Raw genomic sequence first — 18,105 nt, 5'->3', positions numbered from 1 at the left:
GCGTCGGGCCGTCCCCGCATGGACCGGCTGCGCGTCGCGCAACAATCCGGGCCGGCAGGCTGTTGCTCCCGCAACAGAGGCGCACGCGAGGATCGCACGGCACGCGTCGTGCAAAAGGCGCACGCGCACCGTGGCGCGGGCCATCGACGCATGCCTGCCCGGCTGGCACGATTGCTGCTGATCCGGTGGCCGTGCGTCGCGGTGTTACGACATCGCGATGCGAGCCCATCCGTCCATCCGATCAAGGAAACCGTCCTCATGTCCGTCACCTCAACTATCGACAGCGGCGAACTCGTGGCATTCGTCGAGCGCGCCACGCGCGAATTCACGCAGGCCGAACGCGTGCTGAAGGACACGCGCACGCTGTCCGCGACCAACACGTTCCAGGCGTTCCAGCGCATGCCGGGCACGGAACTCATCGTCGCGCTGTCGGCACCGAGCCCCTGGGCCGCGTCGCAGGAGATCCAGCCGGTCGTCGTGACGTTCGACGGCGATGTGCTGCACGGCGACGCGCGCGCGGGCGGCAACGGGCCGCGCTATGCGGACGTGTTCCGCGAGGTGCCGGAAGTCGGCGTCGTGATCCACGTGCACGGCCCGTACCTCGGCGCCTGGGCGAGCGCGCATCGGCCGCTGCCGATCCGCTATGCGCCGGCCGCGCGCTACACGCGCGCCCGCGAGATTCCGGTGTACGTCGATCGCCGCCCCGGCGAGCCGCGCTTCATCGTCGACACGATCCGCCGCGACCCCGAGGTGCCGGCGATCATCGAGGCGAACGGCGGCGCGACGTTCTGGGGCAAATCGATCCTCGACGTGTCGAAGTACATCCTGATTCTCGAGGAGGCCGCATATTTCCAGGCGCTCGCGGAACCGCTCGGCGGCTCGCTCGAATTCGGGCCGGGCGCGCTCGAGCAGCAATGGAAAATGACCGGCCTCGCGTGACGCCGCGCGGCGGCCGGCGCAATCCGGCCGCCGTCATACCGATAGCTCGATGAATTGGTTCGTGGCCGGCGCGCGCCTTGCTATCGTCGAACCTTCCCCGTTCAACACGCCGGTCGTGCCATGGCCATCTTCAGCTTGCCGGACCCGACTTCGCATGCAATCACGATTCGTGCGAAGGCGCTGACGTTCGACGATCCCAAATCGCGGGTGCTGCTCGAGCGCATCCAGCTCGTCGCGCCCAGCGACGCGACCGTGCTCGTCACCGGCGAGAGCGGCACCGGCAAGGAGCTGATCGCGCGCCTCGTGCATTCGCTGAGCGAGCGCCGCGATGGCCCGTTCGTCGCGGTCAACTGCGGCGCGTTCTCCGAGACGCTGATCGAGAGCGAGCTGTTCGGCCACGAGCGCGGCGCGTTTACCGGCGCGATCAACAGCCAGCCCGGCTGGTTCGAATCCGCGAATCGCGGCACGCTGTTTCTCGACGAGGTGGGCGACCTGCCGCTGTCCGCGCAGGTGAAGCTGCTGCGCGTGCTGCAGGAGCGCGAAGTGACGCCGGTCGGCTCGCGCAAGACCGTGAAGATCGACGTGCGGCTCGTCGCGGCCACCAACGTGAATCTCGAAGCCGCGGTGCGCGCGGGCAATTTCCGCGAGGATCTGTACTACCGGCTCAACGTCGTGAAGCTGAGCCTGTTGCCGCTGCGCGAGCGGCCCGGCGACATCGCGCCGCTGATCGAACACTTCATCGACACCTATGCGAAGCGGCTGCGGGTGACCGCGCCTACGCTGACGGACGCCGCGCGCGCCCGGTTGCATGCGCATGCGTGGCCCGGCAACATCCGCGAACTCGAGAACGTGATCCACCACGCGGTGCTGATCTGCGCGGGCGGCGCGATCGACGTGAGCGACCTGCAGTTTTCCGCGCTGTCGCTTGCGCCCGATGCCGGTGCTCCGCACGGCGCGGCGGCGGCACCGCCGCGCCGTGCGCGCGACGTGGCCGAGGCAACCGATGCGCTGCGCCACGCGGTGATCGAGCTGCTGGATCTCGGCACGCCGGCGCTGTGGCAGCACATCGAGGACACCGTCTACCGCAGCGTGTTCGACTACAGCGAGCACAATCAGCTGCGCATGTCGCGCCTGCTCGACCAGTCGCGCAACATCGTGCGCGCGCGGCTCGCGCAGCTCGGCATCCTGAAGCCGCGCGACGCGGGCGACGGCGACGCGCGGCTGCGCCGTCAGGCGTGATCGCGCCAGCGCAGCGCGCGCCGCGCGATTCGCTCGCATAGCGCACTCATGCCGACGGCAAGCGCCGTCACCCCCAGCACGCAGACCAGCAATACGTCGGCGCGCGCGCCGGCCTGCGCGTTCTGCATCAGGCTGCCGACACCCGCGCCCGCGTTGAACAGCAGCTCGCTGCTGGTCGCGGTGATCCAGGCGAACGGCACGGCCTGCAACACGCCCGCGAACAGGTCGGGCAGTGCGCCCGGGATCAGCACGTCGCGCCACAGGCCGATGCGCGTCAGGCGATACGACTGCGCGAGTTCGACATAGCGCGGATCGACGCGGCGCAGCCCGTCGAAGCTGGCGGTGGTCATCGGGTAGAACGCGGCGAGCGCGACGATGAAGACCTTCGCGAATTCGCCGGTGCCGGCCCACAGGCTCAGCAGCGGTATCAGCCCGAGCAGCGGCACGTAGCGCAGCGCCTGGAACGCCGGCTCGCCGAGCTTGCGCGCGAGCGTCGAGCGCGCCATCGCCGCGCCGAACACGAGCCCGAATGCGACACCGGCCGCCAGGCCGAGCGTCGTGCGGCGCAGGCTCGCGCCGAGATCGGTCGCGAGTTCGCCGCTGCGCGCGAGTTCGACGAGCGCGGCGCCCACCTGCTGCAACGGCACGAATGCGTATTGATGGGCCGCGTCGCCGGACGACGCGTATTGCCACGCGGCGACCAGCAGGGCCGGCACGACGAGGCCGCGCGCACGACGGCGCAGCGCGGCGAACGAGAATGAGGGGATGGCGACGGTCATTCGGATACCTGTACGTTCAGCGCGCGGGCGTCTGCCAGCGCAATGCGTAGCGTTGCACGAGCGCGATCGACCGGTCGATCGCGAAGCCGATCAGCCCGATCACCGCGACGTCGATGAGCACGACGTCGAGCCGCAGCATCTGCCGCGCCAGTTCCATCATCTGGCCGATCCCGCTGTCGGCGCTGAGCAGCTCGACCGCGACGAGCGCGAGCCACGCGCGCGCGAGCGCGATCCGCACGCCGGTCAGCAGCGGCGGCAGCGCGGCCGGCAGCAGCACGTCGCGCAGCAGCGCGAAGCGGCCGAGCCCGTAGTGCCGCGCCATCTCGACGAGATCGCGCGGCGCGTCGTGCACGCCCGTGTATGCGGCCAGCGCGACCGGAAAGAACACGGCCTTGCCCACGACGACGAGCTTGAGCGGCTCGTCGACGCCGATCAGCAGGATCAGCAGCGGAATCAGCGTGAGCGTCGGCACCTGCCGCAGCAGATCGAACGTCGGCCGCAGGTAGTCGGCGAACAGCCGGCTGCGCGCCAGCAGGATGCCGAATGCGGCACCGCCGGTCGCGCCGATCGCGAAGCCGAGCGCGAGACGATGCAGCGTGATCAGCAGGTTGTCGCGCAGTTCGCCAGTGTCGAGCAGCGTGCGCAGCGTTGCCGCGAGCCGATCCGGCGGCACGACGAGCTGCGGCGGGAACCAGCGCTGCGCGCTCGCGAGCCACCACAGCGCGACGAACGCGACGGGCGTGGCCCACCCCAGCGCGATGCCGCCGAGCCGTGCGAGTCCGGGCGGGCGGCGCGCGCGTGCGCCGTTCGACGCGAGCGCATGCATCCGCATCAGCGGCTCGCGACGCGCGCCGCGTCGGCACGCCAGTAACCGTCGAGCCCGAGCTGCTTGAGCGCGGTCGACACGAACGTCGGCGCGAGCAGCGCGTTCACGTCGACCGGCGTGGACGTCAGCCCGGCCTGGCGGCTGTACGCGATGACGTCGCGGTAGTGGCCGGTCAGCGCGGGCGTGAAGAGCGGCGTCCATTGCTCCTTCCACGGTGTCGCCTCATCCGCGTATTCGCGGCGCACGACGCTTTCCGGCTGGCCGGACGCGCTCAGGATCTTCACGTACGCGTCGCGATTCTGCGGCTGCGAGATCCAGTGTGCGGCGCGCACGTAGGCCGTCGCGACGAGCTGCGTGATGTCGGGGTAGCGCCGCACGAAATCGTCGGACGCCCACAGTTCCGCGCGCATCTTCCAGTCGTCGGGCGCGGTCTTGGTCGACCAGATGATCTTGCCGACCTGCTTGTCGACGAGCGAATACGCATCGGACAGCGTGAATAAGCCGTCGACGCGGCCGGCCGCGACGGCCGCCGCACCGGCCTGCGGGTCGAGGTTGTAGATCCTGAAGTCGGACAGCTTCAGCCCGTTCTCGGCGAGCAGCTTGCTGAACGTGACTTCCCACGGCCGGCCGCGATTGAGCGCGATGCGCTTGCCCTTCAGATCGACGATCGATTTCGCGGTCGAGCCGGCCGGCACGACGAGATACGTGTTGCTGCCCACGCCGCCCGGCACGATCAGGCGCGTATGCGTGCCCGATGCGTTGACGACGACCGACGGCAGGTCGCCGTAGCCGGCGAAATCGATGCTGCCGTTCGTGAACGCCTCGTTCACGAGCGTGCCGACCGCCGCAGTCGACACGGGCACCCATTGCAGCTTCACGTGCCGCGCGGCGAGCGCCTTCTCGAGCGACTTGTCGGCGTCGATCAGTGCGGAAGCGCCCGCGTATTGCGTCTTGCCGCCGCTCGGATAGGCGACGACGGCGATCCGCACGACCTTGGGCGCATCGTCCGCATGCGCGGCCGGTGCGGCGAGCGATGCCGCGGCGAACGGCAGCGCGGCGAACAGCGCGCGCAGCGGGCGGTGCAGCGAGGCGAGGGAGAGTGTGTATTTCATGATGATCCGGAACGGTAGGCGGAAAAGGGGCTCACGCGCGCTTCTGCAGCGACGGCCGCAGCACGTCGGCGAGCGGGCGCGGGTCGATCCAGTCGGCGACGTCGAAGTCGGCTTCCAGAAAACCGTGGTCGTGCAGGAAGGTCTTGAAGTCGTCGAGCGCGGCGACCGATTCGTCGTCGAGGTTGACGCCGAGATGCCGGTGCAGCTGGTTGCCGTACGCGGCGCGGACCCAGTCGATCGACGACGCGGTTTCGCCGGCCACGTAATGGGCGGTTTCGTCGGGATGCGTGCCGGCCCAGTCGCCGGCCGCGACCACGAGCTTCAGGAAGCCGGCGACGATGTCCGGATGATTCGCGAGCACGTCCGCGTTGACGGTCAGCGGGCGCGGCGTGCCGTTGTTGTTGCGGATCGCGCGCTCCGGATGAAAGCCGATATCGATCACGACGTGCGCGCCGATCAGCTGCGCGATCTCGAGGCCCGTCGAGCCCTTCACGTAGATCGCGTCAACCTCGCCGCGCAGCAGCGCGCCCGCTTCGGCCGCGTACAGCGCGCGGCTCGAAAAGCCGTGCGGCGACGCGAACAGGTCCGCCGCGCGCGCCGGCCCGACGGCCTGCAGCGTGCGTGCGCGCACGTCGACGCATTCGACGTCGCGCGTGGTCAGCCCGTCGAGGCTCAACGCGTTGACGAAGCCGCGCAGCGCCGACGCGCGAAAGATGTCGATGCGGTCATCGGGGCGGCTCGGGATCGCGATGCGGCACCCGCGCAAGGCCTTCACCGAGCGGATGCCCGACTCGGGCCGCGCGAGGATCAACTGCGATTCGTCGACCCACGACAGCCCGATCACACGCGTATTCGCGCCGTTCGAGCGCGCCCACATCGCGGGGATGCTGCCGCCCTGGCGGAACGACTGCGCGAGCGTGTGATCGCTGATCGACGACACGTCGTGCCGCGTGGCGCCGCGCGGCGAGCGGATCGCGACGCCGTCGGCCGACGTCTCGCCGTTGAGCCAGCCGAGATGCACGGCGATGCCGAGCGGGGTCGGCACGGGCGATCGGGCGTACCAGAACGTTTGCTGCTTGTCCGATGACGAATCGGGCCTGTCTGTCATGGGTGAGATTCCCTCTCTGCGTAAGCATGGTTGAAGCCCGGTCGCGCACGGTGTCGGTGTCGCACGCGCGGGCCGGTCAACGTTGCAAGTTCCGGGCCAGTGAACGGAAACGTCGCGGCCGCACGTGGCGCGGGCATCGCGCCGGACGGGCGATGCGTGTATCGACGCATGGGCTGTTGCGTCAGCAACAGTCGCGTCGGCCGCTGTTGCGCGCGCAGCAGCGGTGTGGTCGGCGCAGCAGTGCGGTACGGGCGTGTCGTGATGGCATGGGCGAGCGCGAGCGGCTGCGATCCGATTGCCGCTGATGCCCGGTGTGCAAGGCACTGCGCAGGTTCGCCGGCGGCCGTGCACGCGCCGTGGCGAGCGCGTTGGCACACCGCGTGCTTTACAGCGCAGTACACGCGCGGCACGCCGATGCCGCACGCAATCCGAATGGCCCGACCAGGAGAACTCCGATGGCTGTTGAATTTCTGTGGCGCCTGCCGATGCATGGCGACGGCCGGCGCGCACACGACCTGCATACGCGCGGCGAATGGAACCGCCAGCGCGCATCGCGCGTCGCGCCGAAAGTCGATGACGACGATTTCGGCTACATCGACTATCTGTCGCAGGTCGCGCGCGCGGCCGATATCGCCGGCTTCCATGGCGCGCTGATTCCGATCTTTCGTTTTACGGAGGAACCGTGGGTCGTGGCGGCCGCGCTGGCGCGCGAGACGCGCCGGTTGCGGCTCCTGATCGCGCTGCAGCCGCATTTCGTGCATCCGGTCTATGCGGCGCAGTTGGCCGCGAGCCTGCAGAGGATCAGCCGCGGGCGCGTCGAGTGGAACGTCGTCACCGGCGGCGGCGGCCCCGACCAGCGCGCATACGGCGACTTCATCGATCACGACAGCCGCTATGCGCGCACCGACGAATTCCTCGATGTCGTGAAGGGCGTCGCGGCCGGCGCCCCGTTCACGTTCGACGGACGCTTCTACCGCGTTGAAGCCGGCGGCCTGCTGCCGCCGCTGAGCGGCCAGAAGCCGCCGCGGATCTACCTGGCCGGCGCGAGCGATGCCGCGCTCGCGGTTGCCGCGAAGCACGGCGACGTGCACCTGAGCTGGGGCGAGCCGCTCGCGAAACAGAAGGAGGTGATCGATGCGGCGCGCCGCGCGCTTGATCGCCAGCACGCCGAGCGCGACCTGCGCTTCGGCATGCGCATCGACATCCTCGCGCGCGAGACCGAAGAGCAGGCGTGGGCCGAGTTGCGGCAGATGTTCGCGACGGTGGGCGACGTGACGCGCAACGGCTTTGGCGGGCGCGGCGAAGCGTCGGAATCGGTCGGCGCGAAACGCCAGTTCGCGCTGCACCAGGGCAACACGCAGCACTTCGACGATCTGATCGTCGGCCCGAACCTGTGGGCCGGGATGTCGCAGATTCGCGGCGGCCCCGGTTGCGTGATCGTCGGCAGCCACGAGCAGGTGGCCGAGCGGCTCGCGGAATACGTCGACATCGGCGTGTCGACGTTCATTCTCGCCAGCAACCCGCATCTCGAGGAGGCGTACCGCGTGGGCGAGGAAGTGCTGCCGCTCGTCGACGGCGCGCTGAACGCGCGCCATACGCAGGCGGCGCTGCGCGTGGCCGGCGCATGAACGCGACGGCCTTCCCGCGCCATCCAACGACATCGACAAGGACATTCACCATGACGACACTCGCTGCGCAGGCCACGGCCTGCGACGCACTCTGGTACACGCGCTGCCCGGTGCCGACCGCGCTCGGCATCGCCGTGCACCGCGGCTGGTTCGACGAGGAGTTCGGGCCGGACGGCATCACGCTGAATTCGCTGCAGGAGACGACGGATGCCGGCAAACGCGAATCGCATTTCGATCACAGCCTGCCGCACTCATTCCGGCAGGGCGGCAACATTCCCGCGCTGTGGGCGCGGGCGCGCGGCGCCGATACGCGCGTGATCGGCCTGTCGTGGACCAACGAATTCCAGGCGATCGTCACATTGCCCGATCGCGGCATTCGCTCGGTGCGCGATCTGCGCGGCCGGCGGCTCGGGTTGCCGCGCCATCCGATCAGCATCGACTTCTGGCGGGCGGCCGCGCTGAAAGGCTTCCTGAGCGCGCTCGAACTGGAAGGGCTCGGGCACGGCGACGCCGAATGGGTCGACCTGCCCGACGAACGTGAACGTCGCACCGGGCCCGCATCGTTTACGCGCGGCCCGCACGAGTATGGGCTCGAGATCGCGGCACTCGTGCGCGGCGAAGTCGACGCGGTGTTCGTGAAAGGCGTCGAAGGGCTCGAGACCGTGCATCTGATCGATGCGCAGGTCGTCATCGATCTCGGCGCGCACCCCGATCCGCTGGTGCGAATCGGCAACGGCACGCCGCGCACGCTGACGGTCGACCGCGCGCTGATCGACGCGCGCCCCGATCTCGTGAGCCGCTTCCTGTCGGTGGTGGTGGGGGCGGGCGACTGGGCCGCGCGCCATCCGGCGGAGACGGTTGCGTATATCGGCCGCGAGACGCGCGCGTCCGACGAGTGGGTGCGCTATGCGTATGGCACGGACGTGCACCGCCATCTGGAGACAGGGCTCGCGCAGACGTCGATCGACGGGCTGGTCGCGTTCAAGGACTTCCTCGTCGAGTGGGGCTTTCTCGAACAGGATTTCGATGCGCGCGCGTGGATCGACCCGGCGCCGTTCACGCGCATCGACCGGCAACGCCATGCGTGGGTCGCGTAGCGCGCCGCGGCGCGTCATTGCAAGGAGTCGAGCATGACAGGTCTGACGATCGAATACGGCGTGCCGCCGGCACGCCGGCATGCAGCGCGTACCGCGCCGCGCGCGGAGTCGGGCAGGACGGCGGCGGTGGCGCGGCCGCCGTCCGCTTCGCCTTCGGCGCGGCCGGATGCGCGAGCGGCGCGGCCGGGCGCGTGGCGCGTCACGGGCGCGATTGCGCTTGCTGTCACGGCGCTGCATGCGGGGGTCGCGCTGCTGGCCGCACACACACCTGCCGCGCCGCTCGTACAGCCGCCGCGGCCGTTGCCGATGACGGTCGAACTTACGCGGCCGCCCGAACCGTTGCCGCAGGCCGCGCATCCGCCGCCGCCGGCAGTGCCGCCGAAGCCGCTGAAGCAGGCGCCGACCCCGCCGAAGCCGCGTGCGGCCGTCGCACATCCGGCGCCTGCGCCCGCTGCCGCGCCGCAAGCCACCCGCGAGGCGGCCCCCGCGACGGCGGCACCAGCCGCCGCCGCGCCAGCCGCGCCGGTTCCCGCGCCGTCGGCGCCCGCCGCACCGGTGCGCGAAACCGCGCCGATCGGCGACGCGGCCTACCTGCGCAACCCGGCGCCCGACTATCCGGCGTTCGCGCAGGACCAAGGCTGGGAAGGGCGCGTCGTGCTGCGCGTGCACGTGCTCGCGAACGGCACGCCCGATTCCGTCGAGGTTCGCACGAGCAGCGGCCGCCGCATGCTCGACACCGCGGCGGTGGCCGCGGTGAAGCGCTGGACGTTCGTGCCCGCGAAGCGCGGCGACGAAGCGGTCGACGGCTGGGTCAACGTGCCGATCGATTTCAAGCTGGGCTGACCCGCCGGGCGGCCCGCCACATTTTTCAAGGAACTCACATCATGAACGGTATCCCGACCACCTTCATCGTCCAGGGCGCGCTCTGGCTGCTCGTCGTCTTCTCCGTCGTCACGTGGACGCTGATCGTCGTGAAGGCGATCCAGAGCCTGCGGGCGAGCGCGCGCAACCGGCGTTACGTCAGCGCGTTCTGGGCGGCGAACAGCTTTCACGAGGCCGCGGCGCTCGACGGCGCGAACAGCCCGGTGGGCGAACTCGCCGCGACGGGCTTCGACGCGCTGCGGCGCGCCGACGAGAGCAGCGCGCACGACCTCGAACACAGCTGGAGCCGCCACGACCTGCTTGAACGGCATCTCCGGCAGCAGATCCACAACGCGCGCCGGCGCGAGGAGGCGGGGCTGGCGGTGCTCGCGTCGATCGGCAGCACCGCGCCGTTCGTCGGCCTGTTCGGCACCGTGTTCGGCATCATCCACGCGCTGACCGCGATCACGCACAGCGCGTCGGCGAGCATCGACGTCGTGGCCGGGCCGATCGGCGAGGCGCTCGTCGCGACCGGGATCGGCATCGCGGTCGCCGTGCCGGCCGTGCTCGCGTACAACTTCTTCGTGCGCCGTGTGAAGGCCGCGTCGGCCGATCTCGATGCGTTCGCCACCGATTTCGTCACGCTCGCGCAGAAGGCCGGCTTCCGCGTGCCGGCCGCCGCCGCGCCCGCGCCGGCACGCCGTGCCGACGACACCCGTCAGGAGGCGTTCGCATAATGGCTTTCTCCTCGTCCTCCGACAACGACGACGTGCTCAGCGAAATCAACATCACGCCGCTCGTCGACGTGATGCTCGTGCTGCTCGTCGCCTTCATCGTCACGGCGCCGCTGCTGAACAACGCGGTGCACGTGACTCTGCCGAACACGGTTGCCACGGCACCGGCCGATCGCAAGCCGAACGTCACCGTGAGCGTCGACGACAAGGGTGTCGTGTATCTCGACAAGCGTGTGGTCGCGCTCTCCGCGGTGCCGGCCGAGCTGGCGGCGCTGAAGGCCGGCCGGCCCGACGTCGCGCTCGACCTGCAGGCCGACGAGCACGTGCCGTACGGCACGGTCGCGAAGCTGATGGCCGCGATCGAGCATGCGGGCATCACGCGGCTGTCGGTGCTCACCGCGCCGCGCGGCTGACGCGCGGGTCACGACTCCCTCTACGAACGCATCCATGAGCATCACGGCTTCCTCCAACGTCCAGTCGATCTGGTACACACGCTGTCCGGTGCCGACGCCGCTCGGCATCGCCGCGCATCTCGGCTGGCTCGACAGCGAATTCGCCGGCGACGGCATCACCGTGCGCGCGCTTCAGGAGAGCCAGCACGCGGCGCTGCATCACGCGCACGTCGATCATTCGCTCGACAACGCATTCCGGCAGGGCGGCAGCATTCCCGCGCTGTGGGCGCGCGCGGCCGGCGCCGATACGCGCGTGGTCGCCCTGACCTGGGTCGACGAGGCGCAGGCGATCGTCGCGCTGCCGGAACGCGGCCTGAAGCGGCCGAAGGACCTGCGCGGGCGCCGCATCGGCCTGCCGCGCCGCGACGGCGAGCGCATCGACATCTTTCGTGCGGCGGCGCTGCGCGGCTTCGTCAGTGCGCTGTCGCTCGACGGGCTCGGCCCCGCCGACGTCGAATGGATCGACGTGCCCGCATCGAACCTGCGCGCACCGGTATCGACACCGGTGACGCGCGACGCGGCCTTCAGCCATCCCGCGAGCCTGTCGAGCCGCCGGCTCTATGCGGCCGAAGCGGCCGCGCTCGTGCGCGGCGAGGTCGACGCGATCTACGTGAAGGGGTCGCTCGGGCTCGAAACCGCGCACCTGATCGGCGCGCAGGCAGTCGTCGACATCGGTTTTCATCCCGATCCGCAGATCCGCATCAACAACGGGTCGCCACGGCCGCTGACCGTCAATGCGTCGACGCTCGAACGGCATCCCGACATCGTCAGTCGCTTCCTCGCGCGCGTGACCGATGTCGAAGGCTGGGCGCGCGAGCACGAGCAGGAAGTGCTCGGCTATCTCGGTCGCGAGACGGGATCGGGCCATGACTGGCTGCGGCTCGCGTACGGCGCGGACGTGCACCGGCGGCTGCGCACGGATCTCGACGAAGCGTCGATCGCCGCGCTCGACGATTTCAAGCGCTTCCTCGTCGAATGGCGATTCCTGCCGGCCGACTTCGACGTGCGCGCGTGGATCGACCGGCGCGCGCTCGACGGCATCGCGACGCTGTCTCGCGACGCTGTCTCGCGACGCCGCGCGGTGAACGCGCCGGCACGCGTCGCCGACGCATGGCGGCGCGAGCGCTTCACCGGCGGCTTCATGCTGCTGGCGCTCGCGAGCGGCACGACGATCAGCATGGCCCAGCTCGCGACGACGCTGTACGCGCTCGCGCTCGGCGTCGACAGCGCGCGGCTCGGCATCATCGCGGCGATGGAACCGCTCGGCATCGCGTTGATGACGCTGCCGGCCGGGTTGCTCGTCGCGCGCTACGGCGCGCGGCGCGTGTACTTCGTCGCGAGCATGGGGCCGATGCTGCTCAATCTCGTCGTGCCGTTTACCGGCGCATGGCCGCTGATCGCGCTCACGCAAGTGTTGATCGGGCTGTGCATCCCGTTCCGGATCGTGTCGATCAACGGCGTGTTCCTCGCGCGTCTCGCGCAGATCGGCCTCGCACGCGCCGGCTGGTACCGCGCGGCGATGTCGGTCGGGTCCGGCATGGTCGGGCCGTGGCTCGCGAGCGGGCTGATCGGCGCGCATGGCGCGGTCGCGACGTTCTGCGCGGCATCGGCGAGCTTCGCGGGCATGGCGCTGTTCAGCCGGACGCTGCTCGGCGATGCGGAGCCCGCGGCGTGCGGTGCGCCGCCTGAACCCGGTGGCCTGCGCGCGTTGCTGGCGCTCGCGTGGAGTCACGACGTGCGCGAACAGCTCGTGCTGGAAGCCGTGAACAGCGCGACACGTTCGCTCGCCGGCGCGTATACGGTGGTGCTGGCGATCCAGTCGCTCGGGCTGTCGCAAACGAAAGCCGTCGCGCTGCTGACGCTGCAGGGCGTCGTCGCGGTGATCGCGCTGTTCGGGCTCGGGCACGTCGCGCAACGGATGACCGCGCGCCGCTGCCACGCGCTCAGTCTTGCCGGCGGCATGGCCGGGTTGCTCGCGCTGGGTCTCGCCCATGACGCATGGACCGTCGGCGCGGGGCTCGTCGTGCTGTGCGCCGGGTCGTCGCTGCTGCATCTCGTCAACATGCAAAGTCTCGGCCGTCATCCGGCCGACAAGAGCCAGGTATCGAGCCTCTACAACCTCGCGTCGATGACGGGGGCGTTCTGCGGCCCGTTGGCCGGCAGCGCGCTCGTGCCGGTCGTCGGGTTGCCGGGCGTGTTTCTGTGCTGGCTTCCCGTCGTCGTGCTGGTTGCGTTCGCGTTGCGCGTGTCGACGGGGCGGCGCGAGGTGTCGCAGTCCGTGACTGCAAAGCTCTCCTGACGACCATCGGATCGGGTATTGCGGGATCCGCACGGTGTTGCGTGACAAGCAGTTTGCTTCCCGTCACAGATGCGCATGCAGCAACACCCGCACCGCACGTGCGTTGGAAGCTCCGTGCGACGGGCTTCTCGATGCTGGCATCCGAATTGCAATAGGTCACCCGTGCGTCGTGCACGCACGAGCGTTCAACCGATCAAACAGGATGACTCATCGATGTTCAGGAAAAAACTAATCGTCACCGCGCTGGGGGGACTGCTGACGGGCGGAGCCGTATCGGTGCCCGCGTGGGCGGAAGATGGCGCGGCGACGGCGGCACCGGACGCGAAGCCGGTACAACAGGGCGCGGACGATACCACCGTGGTCGCGCCGAAGGCAGCCCGCGCGAACCGCGGCACGGCCGCACGCGAGGCGAACCTCGGCACGGTGACGGTGACCGCGCGCCGCCGCAAGGAGAGCATCCAGGACGTGCCGGTCGCGGTGAGTGCGCTGAGCGGCGACACGATCAGGAACAACGAATTGCGCGTGGTGAACGACGTCACGAAATATGTGCCGAACTTCACCGGCCAGTCGACCGAAGGCCGCGAGCGGCCGCGCTGGTTCCTGCGCGGCGTCGGCAGCAACGATCCGTCGGACCTGTCGCTGAGCCCGATCGGCGTGTACTTCGACGACGTCTACATCAACAGCGTGTTCGGACAGGGCTTCCCGCTGTTCGACCTCGATCGCATCGAAGTGCTGCGTGGCCCGCAGGGCACGCTGTGGGGCAAGAATACCGTCGGCGGCGCGCTCAGCATCACGTCGCAGAAGCCGACCTTCGACGTGAGCGGCTACGGCAAGATCGGGCTCGGCCAGTACAACAGCCGGCTCGCGGAAGCCGCGATCGGCGGCCCGATCGGCAAGAACGACGTGCTGGCCGCGCGCGTGTCGGTGTATCACGAGAACGCCGACAGCTTCTACACGAACACCGTGCAGCAAGGGCGCTTCGGCGGCTTCCACGACAATGCGGTGCGTTTCCAGGTGCTGGCCGTGCCGACCTCGGATACCGATTTCCTGTTCAACATTCACGGCCGCAACTACACGGGCGGCGGCAATGCATGGCACGCGCAGGGCGCGGGGTCGGGCGGCGCGAACCAGTTCGGCTTCGTCGGGTCGAGCGATCCGTACACGGTGTCGCTCAACGCGCCGTCGAGCGATCACATCTCGACCTGGGGCACGTCGCTCACCGCGCACTGGCGCATCAACCCGGCGGTGACACTGACGTCGATCACCGCGTTCGAAGGGCTGCACCGCTGGTACCAGGACGACGAGGACTATTCCGCGTTCGACGCCGCACGCTCGCACGATCGCTTGTCGAGCCGCCAGTTCTCGCAGGAATTCCGGCTCGAGTCGCCGCAGAGCGACCGGCTCAGCTGGCTCGTCGGCACGCACCTGTTCACCGAGCAACTGGCCGAGCAGGGCGCCGGCGGCGGCCTGTCGGGCTCGCCGTCGCCCGCGTTCTACCACCTGACCGACCTCACGCAGCACACGCAGAGCGCGGCGATCTTCGGCAGCGTGAAGTACCGGTTCACCGACCGCTTCAACGTGACGGGCGGGCTGCGTTACACGATCGAGCGGAAGAACATCAACCTGACCGGGCTGCAGGGCACCGGCAACGTGACGTTCAGCAATCCGGGCAGCTGGTGGGATCCGTCGTCGGTGTCGTCGCCGCTGGCGGTCAGCGCGCGGCAGAACCAGACGAACACGTGGCGCGCGCCGACCTGGGACCTCACGCCCGAATATGCGCTCAGCAGCAACGTGCGCGCGTATTTCCGCTATGCGCGCGGTTTCCGGTCGGGCGGCTACAACGGCAACGCGTATACGCAGAGCACGGTGTCGACCGTGTCGCCCGAGTACCTGACCGACTACGAAGTCGGCATCAAGAGCGAGTGGTTCGACAAGCGGCTGATCGTCAACGCGAGCGTGTTCCACTACGACTATCGCGACATCCAGGTGTTCGCGCTCGCGCCGAACCCGTTCGGCGGCCCGCCGGTGTCGACGCTGTCGAATGCGGGGCAGGGGCGCGCGGACGGCTTCGAGCTGGAGCTGAAGGCGCAGCCGGTCAACAGCCTCTACTTGTTCGCGAACCTCGGGATGCTGAACACGCGCTATACGGAGTTCCGCAACGTGCCGACCGCCGTCGGCAATTCGTTCGCGCGTTCGCCGCATACCACGCTCAACGCGGGCTTCGACTATCGCGTGCCGGTGTCGTTCGGCACGCTGACGGCCGGCGGCGACGTGAATTACCGTAGCCGCGAATACTTCAGCGCGACGCGGCAGACGATGCCGCAGCTCTGGCAGGGCGGCTACACGGTGCTGAACGCGCACGTGTCCTACACGACGCCGAACCAGAAGTACATCGTGACGGGCTACGTGACGAACCTGACCAACAAGGTCTACAAGAAGCTCGAGCTGCTGCCGTCGTATGGCGCGTATCCGGTGCTGTACGGCGATCCGCGCACGGTCGGGATCACGCTGACAGCGAAGATCTGACGGGCAGCACGCGCATGAGGCGCGGGCGGCGCGGCGGCGAGCCGTGTTTGCCGCGTTTGCCGCGCGTCAGATCAGCAGCGACAGCGTCCTGAACAGCGCGAGATCCGCCTTGCGTGCCGAGCGCGCATGCCGGCGGATCACGTGCAGCAGGCAGTCGATGAAGCAGCGCGCGGCGTCGCTGAGCGTGCTGCTGCGCCGCGTGACGACCCCGAGGTCGTGCGGCTCGAAGGTCTCCTGCAGCGGCAACGCGCGCATCCGTTCGCCGAACGACGGCACGGCCGCGAGGATCGTCGGGCACCACGTGCACATGTCGGCCTGCTCGAGCATCGTCTGCAGCATCGCCACCGACTGCGCACGCACGATGCGCCGCTCGTCGATTTTGGCGCCGTGGCGCGTGAACAGGTAATCGACGAGCGCGGCCTGTCCGTCGGCCGCGAAATTCAGCACCCAGTCGTGGTCGAGCAGGTCGTGAATCGACCGCGCGTGCTCGAGCGGATGGCCGGCGCGCACCATCACCGATGTCTCGTAGCGCAGCATCGGCTCGAACGCGAATTCCTGCGTGCCGCCCGGTTGCACGTGCCCGAGCGCGAAGTCCATGCTGCCGTCGCGCAACAGCGGCTGCGCGACGGCCATCAGCGCTTCGTAGAGTTCGAGGCGCACGTCGGGCATCTGCGCGCGAAAACGCAGCACCGCTTCCGCGAGGAAGGTCATCGTGAGCCACGGCGTGACGCCGATGCTCAACCGGCCCTCGACGCGGCCGCGCATGCGCTCGAGATCGCTCTGCGCGTGTTCGAGCTGCTTCAGCACGAGCTTCGCGTGCGTGAGCAGCGTCTTGCCGTATTCGGTGAAGCCGATCCCCTCCGGCGCGCGGACCAGCAGCGGCAGGCGTTCGCTGGCCTCCAGCTCGCGCAGCGCGCGCGTGACGGCCGCCTGCGACAGCCCGAGCGTGCGCGCCGCGCCGCGGATGCTCCCGGCCTCCGCGCTCGCGACGAGTGCCTGCAGCTGATGCAGCTTGATCGTGCTCATGGTGCGCTACCCGACAACGAAAGGTTGTCATCATAACGAAACCGCGGCTGTTCGCCGGGATTTTCGCTGCCTACGATGCGGGCACGATCGGTCATTCGGGCGATCGGCAACCGGAAACCATCGAGGAGAATCGGGGTTGGACCACAAACACATCCATCCGGAAATGGCGGCCATCGAGGCGGAGATGATCGCGCTGCGCCGCCGGCTGCACGCGCATCCGGAGCTTGGTTTCGAGGAACACGCGACGAGCGACCTCGTGGCCGGCTTGCTGACAACGTGGGGTTATCGGGTGACGCGCGGGCTCGGCGGCACTGGCGTGGTCGGCACCTTGACGCGCGGCCCCGGAAAGCGGCTCGGGCTGCGCGCGGACATGGACGCGCTGCCGATTCGCGAGACGACCGGGCTGCCGCACGCGAGCCGGTGCGACGGCGTGATGCACGCGTGCGGCCACGACGGCCATACGGCGATGCTGCTCGCGGCGGCGCGCTGCCTGGCCGGGCGCGAACGCTTCACGGGCACGCTGAACCTGATTTTCCAGCCGGCCGAGGAAGGGCTCGGCGGCGCGAAGCGGATGATCGACGACGGGCTGTTCGAGCAGTTTCCGTGCGATGCGGTGTTCGCGATGCACAACGTGCCGGGCCTGCCGGCCGGCGTGCTCGGTTTCTGCGACGGCCCCGCGATGGCGTCGGCCGACGAGGTGCGGGTGCGCGTGACCGGGCGCGGCGGGCATGGCGCGGCGCCGCATACGACGATCGATCCGGTGGTCGTGTGCGCGTCGATCGTGATGGCGCTGCAGACCGTCGTGTCGCGCAACGTGAACCCGCAGGATCTGGCGATCGTGACGGCCGGCTCGATCCATGCGGGCACTGCATCGAACGTGATTCCGCCGCACGCGGATCTGGCGCTCAGCGTGCGTGCGCTGTCGCCGGACGTGCGGGCGCTGCTTGAACGGCGCATTCGCGAGATCGTGCACGGGCAGGCCGCGAGCTATGGCGCGACCGCCGAGATCGACTACCGGCACGAGTACCCGGTGCTGGTCAATCACGCCGCGGAAACCGCGTTTGCGCGCGACGTCGCCCGCGAATGGGGCGGCGATGGCGCGCTGATCCCGCATCTGCGGCCGATCGCGGCCAGCGAGGACTTCGCGTTCATGCTGAATGCGTGCCCCGGCAGCTAGTCGGACATGCAAAACATAGTGGAACCAAGCCCTGCAAGGGATTGCCGGGAGCCGGATATGCTGCGAACTCCCAGAACGAATATCGATCTGATTTAGAACCTGGGAGCTGGAGCGCGCCGACATGACCGACGATTTCTTCCGAAGCCGCCTTGATTCGATGATCGACCTGCGCCATCCGCTTGCGGTGCTCGCGACGCGCATGCCGTGGGCGCAGCTCGAAGCTACGATGGCGCCGCTGTTCGCGCATCGCAATCGTGAAGGCATTGCTGCGCAGGTGATCGATCTGTTCGGCGCGACAGCGC

General features: G+C 69.4%; 14 protein-coding genes and 2 pseudogenes. 11 read left to right on the top strand and 5 right to left on the bottom strand.

Features of this window, described 5'->3' with window-relative positions; translation table 11 throughout:
* Positions 1–258 precede the first annotated feature (258 nt).
* Together CFB82_RS30680 and CFB82_RS30675 are read left to right on the top strand one after the other, a co-directional pair.
* Positions 259–939, top strand: a complete 681-nt coding sequence (locus CFB82_RS30680) for a class II aldolase/adducin family protein (RefSeq protein WP_089486512.1) — start codon at positions 259–261, stop codon at positions 937–939.
* Positions 940–1,059: 120 nt separating this feature from the next.
* On the top strand, positions 1,060–2,178 hold the full coding sequence (locus tag CFB82_RS30675) for a sigma-54 interaction domain-containing protein (protein WP_089486511.1): 1,119 nt from the start codon (positions 1,060–1,062) through the stop codon (positions 2,176–2,178).
* Here CFB82_RS30675 and CFB82_RS30670 read toward each other — a convergent pair.
* Genes CFB82_RS30670 through CFB82_RS30655 form a run of 4 tightly spaced genes read right to left on the bottom strand, consistent with a single transcriptional unit; the run spans position 2,169 to position 6,003 of the window.
* Positions 2,169–2,957, bottom strand: a complete 789-nt coding sequence (locus tag CFB82_RS30670; protein WP_089447098.1) for an ABC transporter permease — start codon at positions 2,955–2,957, stop codon at positions 2,169–2,171. The two genes, CFB82_RS30675 and CFB82_RS30670, sit on opposite strands and share 10 nt — an antisense overlap.
* Before the next feature lie 16 nt (positions 2,958–2,973).
* Entirely contained in the window at positions 2,974–3,789 is an 816-nt protein-coding gene (locus tag CFB82_RS30665) for an ABC transporter permease (protein ID WP_089486510.1), read from the bottom strand.
* Positions 3,789–4,895 (bottom strand): PhnD/SsuA/transferrin family substrate-binding protein, encoded by a 1,107-nt coding sequence (locus CFB82_RS30660; protein WP_089486509.1) that lies wholly within the window; start codon positions 4,893–4,895, stop codon positions 3,789–3,791. The genes CFB82_RS30665 and CFB82_RS30660 overlap by 1 nt, the downstream gene beginning before the upstream one ends.
* A 31-nt stretch (positions 4,896–4,926) precedes the next feature.
* Positions 4,927–6,003, bottom strand: a complete 1,077-nt coding sequence (locus tag CFB82_RS30655; RefSeq protein ID WP_089486508.1) for an ABC transporter substrate-binding protein — start codon at positions 6,001–6,003, stop codon at positions 4,927–4,929.
* A 455-nt stretch (positions 6,004–6,458) separates the two neighbouring features.
* On the opposite strand from CFB82_RS30655, the gene CFB82_RS30650 reads away from it, so the two are divergent.
* The 7 genes from CFB82_RS30650 (at position 6,459) to CFB82_RS30615 (ending at position 15,600) form a co-directional block, all read left to right on the top strand.
* The gene (locus tag CFB82_RS30650; RefSeq protein ID WP_089486507.1) at positions 6,459–7,631 is read left to right on the top strand and encodes an LLM class flavin-dependent oxidoreductase; all 1,173 of its coding nucleotides are present in this window, start codon (positions 6,459–6,461) and stop codon (positions 7,629–7,631) included.
* Positions 7,632–7,681: 50 nt separating this feature from the next.
* On the top strand, positions 7,682–8,728 hold the full coding sequence (locus CFB82_RS30645) for an ABC transporter substrate-binding protein (protein ID WP_089486506.1): 1,047 nt from the start codon (positions 7,682–7,684) through the stop codon (positions 8,726–8,728).
* A 33-nt stretch (positions 8,729–8,761) separates the two neighbouring features.
* Positions 8,762–9,571 (top strand): energy transducer TonB, encoded by an 810-nt coding sequence (locus tag CFB82_RS30640; protein WP_089486505.1) that lies wholly within the window; start codon positions 8,762–8,764, stop codon positions 9,569–9,571.
* A gap of 41 nt (positions 9,572–9,612) precedes the next feature.
* A complete protein-coding gene (locus tag CFB82_RS30635; RefSeq protein ID WP_089447105.1) occupies positions 9,613–10,326 on the top strand; it encodes a MotA/TolQ/ExbB proton channel family protein in 714 nt (237 codons plus the stop codon).
* The gene (locus tag CFB82_RS30630; protein WP_089447106.1) at positions 10,326–10,736 is read left to right on the top strand and encodes an ExbD/TolR family protein; all 411 of its coding nucleotides are present in this window, start codon (positions 10,326–10,328) and stop codon (positions 10,734–10,736) included. The genes CFB82_RS30635 and CFB82_RS30630 overlap by 1 nt, the downstream gene beginning before the upstream one ends.
* Positions 10,737–10,770: 34 nt before the next feature.
* Complete coding sequence (locus CFB82_RS44160) at positions 10,771–13,074, top strand: MFS transporter (protein ID WP_256990533.1); 2,304 nt, start codon at positions 10,771–10,773, stop codon at positions 13,072–13,074.
* A 213-nt stretch (positions 13,075–13,287) separates the two neighbouring features.
* Complete coding sequence (locus CFB82_RS30615) at positions 13,288–15,600, top strand: TonB-dependent receptor (RefSeq protein ID WP_089486504.1); 2,313 nt, start codon at positions 13,288–13,290, stop codon at positions 15,598–15,600.
* A 66-nt stretch (positions 15,601–15,666) separates the two neighbouring features.
* Here CFB82_RS30615 and CFB82_RS30610 read toward each other — a convergent pair whose 3' ends face one another.
* Complete coding sequence (locus tag CFB82_RS30610; RefSeq protein ID WP_089486503.1) at positions 15,667–16,626, bottom strand: LysR substrate-binding domain-containing protein; 960 nt, start codon at positions 16,624–16,626, stop codon at positions 15,667–15,669.
* 184 nt (positions 16,627–16,810) lie between these two features.
* Here CFB82_RS30610 and CFB82_RS30605 point away from each other — a divergent pair.
* Positions 16,811–17,800, top strand: a pseudogene (locus tag CFB82_RS30605) (M20 aminoacylase family protein); the annotation flags it as partial.
* A gap of 124 nt (positions 17,801–17,924) precedes the next feature.
* Positions 17,925–18,105, top strand: a pseudogene (locus tag CFB82_RS30600) (IS5/IS1182 family transposase); the annotation flags it as partial.

Source organism: Burkholderia sp. HI2714, assembly GCF_002223085.1.
Classification (GTDB): Bacteria; Pseudomonadota; Gammaproteobacteria; order Burkholderiales; family Burkholderiaceae; genus Burkholderia; species Burkholderia lata_D.
This window is presented reverse-complemented; position numbering and strand designations above follow the sequence as displayed.